The sequence below is a fragment of the Modicisalibacter sp. genome, assembly GCF_055145905.1.
On the sequence record NZ_JBSREH010000022.1, the window covers coordinates 30,295 to 40,446 of the forward strand.

Sequence of the window (10,152 nt, forward strand, 5' to 3'; positions counted from 1 at the left end):
CTGCAACGCCGTCATCGATCAAGATAGCCCGATATTTTGCCGCATGCCGCGCGCCAAGGCAAAGAATCAGCGCTGCCGACGGGGAATCGCCCGGCGCCAGTGACGGCCATCAAGGAACTCGAGCGGCTGGAAGGCCTGCTTGTAGTTCATCTTCGATGACTCGCGGATCCAGTACCCCAGGTAGACATGTGCCAGGCCCAGGCGGCGGGCCAGCTCGATCTGGTAAAGCACGGCATGAGTGCCCAGCGAGCGCCGGGCGTATGCGGCATCGGGGTCGAAGAAGGTATAGATCGCCGACAGCCCGTGACCGAGGATATCGATGGCGGCGACGCCGAGCAGCTGCCCCTTCAGCCGGAACTCCAGCAGCCGGGCGTAGGGATGGTCCAGGGTCAGGAAGGTGCGATACTGCTCGTGGCTCGGCGGATACATGTCGCCGTCGGCATGGCGGGTGCGAATGTAACGTGCGTAAAGCGCATAGTGTTCGGGGTCGAAGACGGCGGGGCGGTCGTGCCATTCCAGATCCGCGTTGCGCTGCCGGAGCTTGCGCTGCGTGCGGCTGGGGGTGAAGTCGGCCACCGGAATGCGTACCGAGATGCAGGCGCTGCAGCCCTCGCAGTGCGGGCGATAGAGATGGCGCCCGCTGCGCCGGAAGCCGAGCAGCGCCAGCGAATCGTAGACGCCTTGCCCGGGCGATTCCTGAGGATCGAGAAACAGCGTCGTCGCCTCGCGGCCGGGCAGGTAACTGCAGGCATGAGGGACGGTCAGGAAGAAGCGCAGATCCCTGGCCGGCTGTCGCGGCGTGCTACTGCTCACGATCTCGGCCTCCCGAATGGCAGCGAAATGGCGGGGCCAGTACCCAGGATTCCGCCGGTAGGGCGGCATAATGCTCAAGATAGTCGATGAATGCCTCGCGGGCGATCTCCCGGGCGCCCAGGCTGGCCAGGTGGGCGGTGTGCATCTGGCAGTCGATCAGACCGCCGCCCTGGGCCTGCAGGTGGTGGGCCAGATGCACCAGGGCGATCTTGGAGGCATCGTTCTCGCGACTGAACATCGATTCGCCGAAGAACATGCGTCCCAGCGCCACCCCGTAGAGGCCGCCGACCAGCTGCCCGTCACGCCAGACTTCCACCGAGTGCGCATGGCCCAGCGCGTGAAGGCGCTGGTAAGCGGCCTGCATGGCGGCGGTGATCCAGGTGCCGTCGGCATCCTCTCGCGGGGCGGCGCAGGCGGTGATGACGTCGGCGAAGCACTGGTCGCGACTGACCGTGAAGCCGCCGTTGCGCAGCCGCTTGGCAAGGCTGCGCCGCACCCGGATCTCCTCGGGAAACAGCACCAGGCGGGGGGTCGGGCACCACCAGAGGATCGGCTGGTCGTCGCTGAACCAGGGAAAGATACCGCGCCGGTAGGCGGCCAGCAGCCACTCGGGGGTGAGGGCGCCGCCGGCGGCCAGCAGACCCGGCGGCGCGTCGAAGGCGTCGGCGATGTCGGGAAACTGCACGGGGGACTCGGCTAGCCAGGGCAACATGAGGTGGCGGGTCTCGTGATCGGGGTGTCGGCGACAAGTGTGCCGCCGCTAACCGCTGCGCTCAATGCCCGGCCGGCCCCCTGTGACCGCCGGGTCTGGCTCGGTATGATGGCGGGCATGGAACGGGGCGGCGCCCGCGGGGCTCGCCGTTGCCGAGGACGGAAAGGGAGAAGGCCTTTTGCGCAAGACATCGTCTGAAGGGCGTCGCCAGAGCGCCGCCCAGGCCCGGGAACGGGCGCGTCGGTTCGGCCTGCGGCTGCAGGGCGCGACGCGGGAGGGCACGGTGATCGTGCTGCTCGCGACGTGCATCTTTCTGCTGCTGGCCCTGTTCAGCTATTCGCCCGCGGATCCCGGCTGGTCGCACAGCGGGCCGGAGCAGGCGGTGAGCAACTGGATGGGGGCCTTCGGTGCCTGGCTGTCCGACGTGCTCTATTCGCTGTTCGGGGCCAGCGCCCTCTGGTGGCCCGGGATGCTGGGCTTCGCCGCCTGGCGCCTGATGCGCCGTCGCGAGGTGCGCCTGGAGTGGGATGCCACGGCGCTGGCGGTGCGGGCCGGCGGGCTGGTGCTGCTGGTCATGGCCACCACCAGCCTCGGGGCGCTGCATTTCTACAACCCGCACAGCGACCTGCCCTATCAGGCCGGCGGCATCCTCGGCGAAGGGCTCTCCGGTGCCCTGACGCCCACGGTGGGGCGGCGCGGGGCCACGCTGGTCGCGCTGGTCGCCTTCCTGGCCGGCTTCCCGCTGTTCTCCGGGCTGTCGTGGCTGACGGTCATGGACGAACTGGGGCTGCGCTTTCATCGCGGCCTGCAGTGGCTGAGTGGCCAGTTCGGCCTGGCGCGCGAGGCGCTGCCCCGTCGACGCGAGAGCGATGCGGCCGGCGAGGCAGAGGATGCCTCGATGTCCGGGCCGGAGGAGGACGCGGCGGCCGACGCCGAGCCCACCCGCCGGTGGTGGCAGCGGCGGCGCGAGGAGCCGGCGCTGGCCGGCGGACCGCGCCAGGAGCCCAACCTGGGCGACATCGGCGGAGCCCCGGCCGAGCCCGACGGGCCCCCGCAGACGGCCCCCCGCGAGCGCGCCCACGAAGACACCAGCACCGAGATCCCCTGGGACGCCCCCGAGCGCACGCCCTCGGCCAGGCAGCCGGGCGCGGCCTCTGCGGCTGATGCGCCGCCCTCTGCGGCCGATGCGCCGGCCTCATCGAGCGCCCCCGAGTCTTCCCGCGACGCCGGGGCGGCCTCCTCGCCACGGCAAACGGCCGATGCGCAGTCGCCGAGGCCCGAGCCGTCGGCACGGCAGGCGGCCGATCTGCAAGCGTCGAGGCCCGAGCCCCCCGCGCGCCAGGTGGGCGACGAGCCGGCGGCCCGCCCCGAGCCGTCGGTGGAGGCGCGGCGCCACGAGCCATCGCTCAATCTGGAGGCCGCGGCTGCCACCCCGGCGCGTCAGGACAATGCCCCGCCGGAACCGGTGCTGCCCGACGACGAGCCGATCATCCCCGCCAGCCTGTCGCGGCCGGTCCGGGATGAGCCGCCGGCGACGCCGGCTCGCGACCGTACCGAAGCGGCGCCGAAGAACGAATCGACCGCCAGCGCGCACTCGCCAGCGCCGCGAGCCGACACGCCGGTGCGCGATGAACGCCCGGCGCCGGCCGAGCCCGAGCCTGCCCCGCCGCCCGAGGCGCCGGCTGCTCGTGAGCCCGCCGTCCGTGCCGATCACAGGCCCGCCGAACACGCGGAGGCGCATGACGACACCCCGCCCGACCGGCAGGCCGAGGCGCCGATGCCGCCTTTCGCTCCGCGCGAGCCCGAGCCCGAGGCGCCCGCTGCCGACGAGCCGCGCATCGCCGGCGCGGAGCAGGCCCGGGAAGCGGCCCGCGATCCGGGCGGCCCGGCGCTGTGGACGGTCGAGCATCTGCAGAACCAGCGCCCGGTGCTCGATGACCTGCCCGAGCCGGACGGCGACTTCCCGTCGCTGCGCCTGCTCACGCCGCCGGATCCGCACCAGCCCAACTACACCCCGGAGCAGCTGGCCGACATGGCCGAGCTGCTCGAGACGCGGCTGCGTGAATACGGGGTCAAGGCCGAGGTGGTCGAGACCTGGCCGGGGCCGGTAATCACGCGCTTCGAGATCAAGCCCGCCGCCGGGGTGAAAGTGTCCAAGATCAGCAACCTGGCCAAGGATCTGGCGCGCTCGCTGATGGTCAAGAGCGTGCGCGTGGTCGAGGTGATTCCGGGGCGGCCCACCGTGGGCATCGAGATTCCCAACCCCAACCGGGCGATGATCCGGCTGCGCGAGGTGATCGATTCCGACGCCTACCAGCAGGCCACCTCGCCGCTGACCCTGGCGCTGGGGCACGACATCGGCGGCGCCCCGGTGGTCGCCAACCTCGGCAAGATGCCGCACCTGCTGGTCGCCGGTACCACCGGCTCGGGCAAGTCCGTCGGGGTCAACGGCATGCTGATCTCGATGCTGCTCAAGGCGACCCCCGAGGACGTGCGGATGATCATGGTCGACCCCAAGATGCTGGAGCTGTCGGTCTACGATGGCATCCCGCACCTGCTGGCGCCGGTGGTCACCGACATGAAGGAGGCCGCCAACGGCCTGCGCTGGTGCGTGGCGGAGATGGAACGCCGCTACAAGCTGATGGCGGCGATGGGGGTGCGCAACATCGCCGGTTTCAACGCCAAGCTCGACGAGGCCGAGCGCGCCGGCGCCCAGGTCGCCGACCCGCTGTGGGAGCCGCAGCCCTGGCAGATGCACGAACAGCCGCCGGTGCTCGAGAAGCTGCCCTACATCGTGGTGGTGATCGACGAGTTCGCCGACATGTTCATGATCGTCGGCAAGAAGGTCGAGGAGCTGATCGCGCGGCTGGCCCAGAAGGCGCGTGCGGCGGGCATCCACCTGATTCTCGCCACCCAGCGGCCGTCGGTGGATGTGGTCACCGGCCTGATCAAGGCCAACATACCCACGCGGATGGCCTTCCAGGTCTCGTCCAAGGTCGATTCGCGGACCATCCTCGATCAGGGGGGCGCGGAGAACCTGCTCGGCCACGGTGACATGCTCTACCTGCCGGCCGGCGCCGGCATGCCGACCCGTGTCCACGGCGCCTTCGTCGATGACGACGAGGTGCATCGGGTGGTCGAGGACTGGAAGCGTCGCGGCGAGCCGGAGTACATCGAGGAGATCCTCTCCGGCGGCGTCTCCGCCGATGCCCTGACCGGCCTGGAGGCCGAGGGCGGTGGCGACGGCGACGATGCCGAGCAGGACGCGCTCTACGACGAGGCGGTGATGTTCGTCACCGAGTCGCGCCGGGCCTCGATCTCCGCCGTGCAGCGCCGCTTCAAGATCGGCTACAACCGCGCGGCGCGGCTGGTCGAGGCCATGGAAGCCGCCGGCGTGGTGTCGTCGATGGGCACCAACGGCAGCCGCGAGGTACTGGCGCCGCCGCCGGTGGGGGATTGAACCCCGGCGGCCGCGCTGCGGTCCATGAAACACGGGGTGCGAGCCACCCCGGGCGTCCATCATTACCAAGGAGATGGCATGAAAGGGTTCAAGACACTGATGGCGACCGGCCTGCTGCTGTTGCTGGCCCCTCTGGCGGCCAGTGCGGATTCGCAGGCGGCCGATCGGCTGGCGACGCTGCTCGAGCCGCTCGACAGCTATGCCGCCGACTTCGATCAGAAGATTCTCGACAGCAGCGGCAACCGCCTGCAGGAGGCCAGGGGGCGGATGTGGCTGTCGCGTCCCGGCAAGTTCCGCTGGGAGGTGGAGGACCCCTACCGCCAGGTCGTGGTGTCGGACGGTGACAAGGTCTATCTCTACGACCCGGATCTGGAGCAGGTCACGGTGCAGCCACTGGATACCCGGGTCACGCATACCCCGGCCTTGCTGCTATCGGGCAGCAGTGACGCGCTCACCAAGAACTACCGGGTCTCGCGTCAGCAGCAGGGCACCGCCGAAACCTTCACGCTGATTCCGCAGACTCCCGATACCCTGTTCGAGTCACTCAAGATGATCTTCTACAGCGAGCGCCTCGGCGGGCTCAAGATGACCGACAGTACCGGCCAGCAGACGGCGATTCGCTTCGACAACGTCGAGGTCAACCCGGCCATCGAGACCGATCGCTTTCACTTCGCCATTCCCGACGGGGCCGATGTGATCCGCGAGGCCGGCTGAACCCATCCCGGCATGTCGCCGTTGTTGTCTTTCCGAACGCTCGGCCCGTGCCGGGCGTTCGTCATTGTGGCGGGTGATGGGCATCGGCCTCGGCGTCCAGGCTGGCCCGCCACTCCTGCATCTGCTTGAAGCGCTTTTCCTGACCGTGGTCGCTGGGTGCGAAAAAGGCGGCGCTCGGCAGCTCGCCGGGCCAGCAGTCGTGCGCGCTGCCGGCCGGGTAGGCGTGGGGTTCGTTGTGCGCATAACGGTAGCCCTCGCCGTGACCCAGCGAGGCCATCAGCTTGGTGGGGGCGTTCCGCAGATAGGTGGGGACCTCGAAATGGGGGTGGTCGGCGACGAAAGCCTGGGCTGTCTTCCAGGCCTGATCGATGGCGTTGCTCTTGGGGGCCACGGCCAGGTGAATGGCCGCATGGGCGATGGCGCGCTGGCCCTCGTAGTCGCCGAGACGCAGGTAGGCATCCCAGGCGGCCATGACCAGTGGCAGGGCACGGGGCTCGGCGTTGCCGACATCTTCGGAAGCGATCGCCGCCAGACGACGAATCACGTCCAGCGGGTCGCCGCCGCCCTGGACGAAGCGGGCGATGTAGAGCAGAGCTGCGTCGGGGCGTGAGGAACGCACCGACTTGTGGATCGCCGAGAGCAGATCGTAGTAGTGATCGCCCTGCTTGTCGAAGGCACTGGCCTGATGGCCGATGACCGCCTCGAGGGCGTCGTGTTCCAGATGCTCGCGGCCCGTGTCGTCGGTGCGCGTGAAGTCGCAGGCGGACTCGAGCAGGCCCAGGGCGCGTCGGGCGTCGCCGCCGCTGGCCCGGGCGAGGGTCGCCAGCACGGCGTCCCCGGCATGAATGTGCCGAGCCCCGAGGCCGCGTTGCACATCGCCGAGGGCGCGTCGCATCACCGCGATCAGCTCGGCCTCGCCGAGTGTCTTGAGAACGTAGACCCGCGCTCGCGAGAGCAGTGCCGAGTTGACCTCGAACGAGGGGTTCTCGGTGGTGGCGCCGATCAGTGTCAGCAGCCCCGACTCGACGTGGGGCAGCAGGGCGTCCTGCTGGCTCTTGTTGAGACGATGAATCTCGTCGAGAAACAGCACCGTGGGCCGCTGGCGAGCCCGGGCGTCGCGGGCGCGCTCGACGGCGGCGCGAAGTTCCTTGACGCCGGCCATCACCGCCGACAGGTGTTCCAGGGTGGCCCCCGAGGCCGCGGCGAGAATCTCGGCCAGGGTGGTCTTGCCGACCCCCGGTGGCCCCCACAGGATCATCGAGCGCAGCCGCCCGCTTTCGGCCATGCGGCGCAGGGGCTTGTCGGGGCCGACCAGCGCAGGCTGGCCGAGGTAGTCATCGAGGCTCCGCGGGCGCATGCGAAAGGCGAGCGGGGCATTGTCATCGGTCGCAGCCGAGTCGGAAAACAGGTCCATGGCGGTATGTCGCTTCGTCGTGTCGCTGCCGTTGGCGGGATTCAACGGGCGCCGGAGCGCCTGTGCCACTAGTGTGATACACGTCGCAGGGCGAAAACAGTCGCACCCGTTGTCGAATGGCTGATGATCAAAAAGATGCCGGGGGGCGCAAGTCGCCTACACTGGGTGAATGATTCAGGGCTACCCCCGTCGCTCAATGTCCAGCAGAGGAGGCTCTCGCCATGCCCATGCTCAATCAATTGCGCCAGGACCATGCCAACATGGCGCGCCTGTTGCACGTGCTCTCGCTCAAGCACAGGACGCTGGATGAGGGCGAGCGGCCCAATTTCCAACTGGTCCGCGAGGTGGTCGATTTCATCCTCGACTACATGAGCGGCTTCACGGTACCGCTGGAGCGGATCTGTGGTGAGCGCCTGATGACGCGCGTGCCCGAGGTCGATGACCTGATCACGCGGCTGACCACGGACTACGAGGCGCTGCATCGTCGCCTGATGCGCCTGTCGGAGGATCTGGACATGATCCTGATGGATGCCGTCGTGCCGATGGACCGCTTCGCCGACGACCTCCAGGCCTATCTGGAGGCGCACCGCGCCTACCTGCGTGCCGAACGCGAGGAGCTGTTTCCGCTGATTCGCGAGCATTTCGACGAGAAGGATCTCGAGGAACTGGCCAGGGCGCTCCCGGAAGGGGCCGAACGCGAGCTGGCGCGACTGCAGGATGCCTACCCGGAGCTGTATGCCGAATTCAGCGAGGCGCCTTCGCCGCTGAGCTGAACGCCGCGCCGGGCGCGCGTTGGGCGGTGCCTCACGGGTAGGGTAGACTAGGCGCTTTTTGGCGTGGTGTGACGAGGCCTTCATGGAGCGCCTTTCGGCGAAACGGATCCTGTGTGCGGCAGCTGGCCGTGAGCGTGGCGATAGCGGCAGTGCGACGCTGGCCCGGGCCGTGCGGTCGGCGGCGCGAGCCCGTGGGGAGGGCGCATGCCCGGCCCCATTCTGATCTTCGACTCCGGCGTCGGCGGGCTGTCGGTAGCGGCATCGATTCGCGAGCGCCTGCCCGACGCCGCGCTGGCCTATGTCTGCGACAACGCCATGCTGCCCTATGGCACCAAGCCCGATGACTGGCTGGTGGCGCGCATCGCCGCGGTGTGCGAGCGCGCCGTGACGGTCAGTGGCGCCAGTGCTCTGGTGGTGGCCTGCAACACGGCCAGCACCCTGGCACTCGAAGTATTGCGGGCCCGTCTGACGATTCCGGTCGTCGGTACCGTGCCGGCCATCAAGCCCGCCGCGGCGGCCAGTCGCTCCGGCGTCATTGCGCTGCTGGCGACGTCGGCAACCGTCAACCGTCCCTATACCAAGCGCCTGATCGACACCTTCGCCGCGCATTGTCGGGTGTTGCGTCTGGCGGCCGACCCGCTGGTGGGCGAGGCCGAACGCTGCCTGGCCGGTGGCTCGGCGGATGAGGCCGTCATTGAAGCCTGCCTGGCGCCGTTGTGGCGCGAGGCGGCGCTGGACAGCGTGGTGCTGGGCTGCACGCACTTCCCGTTGCTGCGCGAGCGGCTCGTCGCCGCCTCGCCGCGCCCGGTCGCCTGGATCGATTCGGGGGCGGCGATTGCCCGACGTGTGGCGGATGTGGTCACCGCCGTGGCGCCCTGCCGGGCGGCCCAGCAGGCCTGGGCCACGGCGGTGCAGGCCGCGCCGGCGGCGGCTCTGAAGGCTCACGGATTTCCGTGTCTCGAGGCCCTGACGCTGCCCACCGATGCCGTCACGCCGGCACCGCTTGTACGCTAGTTTCCCTCGTTTTCATTATCCTGATCCGCCCTCAAGGAGATTCCGTGGCCGTACCCGTCGTCGACCCCGACCGTTACCCTGACCAGCTCGATGCCAAGCGTCAGCGCATCGAGGCTCAGTTCGCGGCCTTCTCGCCGCCGCCGCTGGAGGTCTTCGCCTCGCCGGCCAGTCACTATCGCATGCGCTGCGAGTTTCGCCTCTGGCACGAGGGCGACGACCTGTTCTATGCCATGTTCGAGGTGGACCCGGCGGAGCCCGGGAAAAAACAGGTGATTCGCCTCGACCAGTACCCGGTGGCCAGCCGACTGATCAACGAACTGATGATTCGGCTGCGCGAGGCGGTGATCGACGACCCGGTGCTGCGTCATCGACTTTTCCAGGTCGAGTTCCTGACCACGCTGAGCGGCGAGGCGCTGGTGACGCTGATCTATCACCGCCAGCTCGATGCCGCCTGGGAGGCCCGGGCCCGCGAACTGCAGGATGCGCTGGGGGTGTCGATCATCGGGCGCGCGCGCAAACAGCGTCTGGTGCTCGACCGTGATCACGTCTACGAGCGCCTGACGGTGGAGGGGCGCGAGCTGGTCTATCAGCAGGTGGAAAACAGCTTCACCCAGCCCAATGCCGAGATCAACCGGGCCATGCTGGGCTGGGCCCGCGACGTGACCCGCGATAGCCATGACGCGGACCTGGTGGAGCTCTACTGCGGCAACGGCAATTTCACGGTGGCACTGGCCGGCAATTTTCGCCGCGTGCTGGCCACCGAAATCTCGCGGACCTCGGTGGCGTCGGCCAACGTCAACCTGGCCGCCAACGGCATCGACAACGCGGTGGTGGCGCGCATGTCCGCCGAGGAGTTCGCCCAGGCGCTGGCCGGCGAGAAGCAGGGCCGACGAGTCAGCGACATGGCGCTCGATGACTATGACTTCTCCACGGTGCTCGTCGACCCGCCCCGGGCCGGGCTGGATGCCGCCAGCTGCGAGCAGCTTCGGGCCTACCGGCGCATCGTGTATATCTCGTGCAACCCGGCGACGCTGGCCGAAAACCTGTCTCAGCTCGACGATACACACCACATCCGGCGCTTCGCGCTGTTCGACCAGTTCCCCTGGACCGACCATTGCGAATGCGGCGTGTTGCTCGAGCGGCGCACCTGAACGGCGCGCCCGACCTCAAGTCAAGTGCCGGTCGATGCCTAACTGACATGCTCCATGAGTAACCCGGCATGACGATGGGGAACGCCCAGTGAGCTAGAGTA

At 68.9% G+C, this 10,152-nt stretch carries 8 protein-coding genes; 5 read left to right on the forward strand and 3 right to left on the reverse strand.

What is annotated here, in order from left to right; translation table 11 throughout:
• Window positions 1-66 precede the first annotated feature (66 nt).
• Both ACTCB7_RS07525 and aat read right to left on the reverse strand, forming a co-directional pair.
• Complete coding sequence (locus ACTCB7_RS07525) at window positions 67-813, reverse strand: arginyltransferase (RefSeq protein WP_224415264.1); 747 nt, start codon at window positions 811-813, stop codon at window positions 67-69.
• A complete protein-coding gene (aat, locus tag ACTCB7_RS07530; RefSeq protein WP_224415263.1) occupies window positions 803-1,525 on the reverse strand; it encodes a leucyl/phenylalanyl-tRNA--protein transferase in 723 nt (240 codons plus the stop codon). Before aat ends, ACTCB7_RS07525 begins: the two co-directional genes overlap by 11 nt.
• A gap of 178 nt (window positions 1,526-1,703) precedes the next feature.
• On the opposite strand from aat, the gene ACTCB7_RS07535 reads away from it, so the two are divergent.
• Window positions 1,704-4,985: a DNA translocase FtsK gene (locus ACTCB7_RS07535; protein WP_463006176.1), complete on the forward strand. Its 3,282-nt coding sequence runs from the start codon at window positions 1,704-1,706 to the stop codon at window positions 4,983-4,985.
• A gap of 78 nt (window positions 4,986-5,063) precedes the next feature.
• Window positions 5,064-5,699, forward strand: a complete 636-nt coding sequence (lolA, locus tag ACTCB7_RS07540; RefSeq protein ID WP_463006177.1) for an outer membrane lipoprotein periplasmic chaperone LolA — start codon at window positions 5,064-5,066, stop codon at window positions 5,697-5,699.
• A 61-nt stretch (window positions 5,700-5,760) separates the two neighbouring features.
• Here the strand turns inward: lolA and ACTCB7_RS07545 are convergent, their stop codons facing one another.
• Complete coding sequence (locus ACTCB7_RS07545; RefSeq protein WP_463006178.1) at window positions 5,761-7,113, reverse strand: replication-associated recombination protein A; 1,353 nt, start codon at window positions 7,111-7,113, stop codon at window positions 5,761-5,763.
• 227 nt (window positions 7,114-7,340) lie between these two features.
• On the opposite strand from ACTCB7_RS07545, the gene ACTCB7_RS07550 reads away from it, so the two are divergent.
• The 3 genes from ACTCB7_RS07550 (at window position 7,341) to trmA (ending at window position 10,051) form a co-directional block, all read left to right on the forward strand.
• Window positions 7,341-7,886 carry a hemerythrin domain-containing protein gene (locus ACTCB7_RS07550; protein WP_463006197.1) on the forward strand — a complete coding sequence of 182 codons (546 nt, stop codon included), beginning with the start codon at window positions 7,341-7,343 and terminating at the stop codon, window positions 7,884-7,886.
• 204 nt (window positions 7,887-8,090) lie between these two features.
• A complete protein-coding gene (gene murI, locus ACTCB7_RS07555) occupies window positions 8,091-8,900 on the forward strand; it encodes a glutamate racemase (protein ID WP_463006179.1) in 810 nt (269 codons plus the stop codon).
• A 44-nt stretch (window positions 8,901-8,944) separates the two neighbouring features.
• Window positions 8,945-10,051 (forward strand): tRNA (uridine(54)-C5)-methyltransferase TrmA, encoded by a 1,107-nt coding sequence (trmA, locus tag ACTCB7_RS07560; protein ID WP_463006180.1) that lies wholly within the window; start codon window positions 8,945-8,947, stop codon window positions 10,049-10,051.
• Window positions 10,052-10,152: the final 101 nt, after the last annotated feature.

Coding starts and splice junctions, on each gene's coding strand:
- ACTCB7_RS07545 (WP_463006178.1), bottom strand. CDS start 7,113: ATGGACCTGTTTTCCGACTCGGCTGCGACCGATGACAATGCCCCGCTC.
- ACTCB7_RS07550 (WP_463006197.1), top strand. CDS start 7,341: ATGCTCAATCAATTGCGCCAGGACCATGCCAACATGGCGCGCCTGTTG.
- murI (WP_463006179.1), top strand. CDS start 8,091: ATGCCCGGCCCCATTCTGATCTTCGACTCCGGCGTCGGCGGGCTGTCG.
- lolA (WP_463006177.1), top strand. CDS start 5,064: ATGAAAGGGTTCAAGACACTGATGGCGACCGGCCTGCTGCTGTTGCTG.
- aat (WP_224415263.1), bottom strand. CDS start 1,525: ATGTTGCCCTGGCTAGCCGAGTCCCCCGTGCAGTTTCCCGACATCGCC.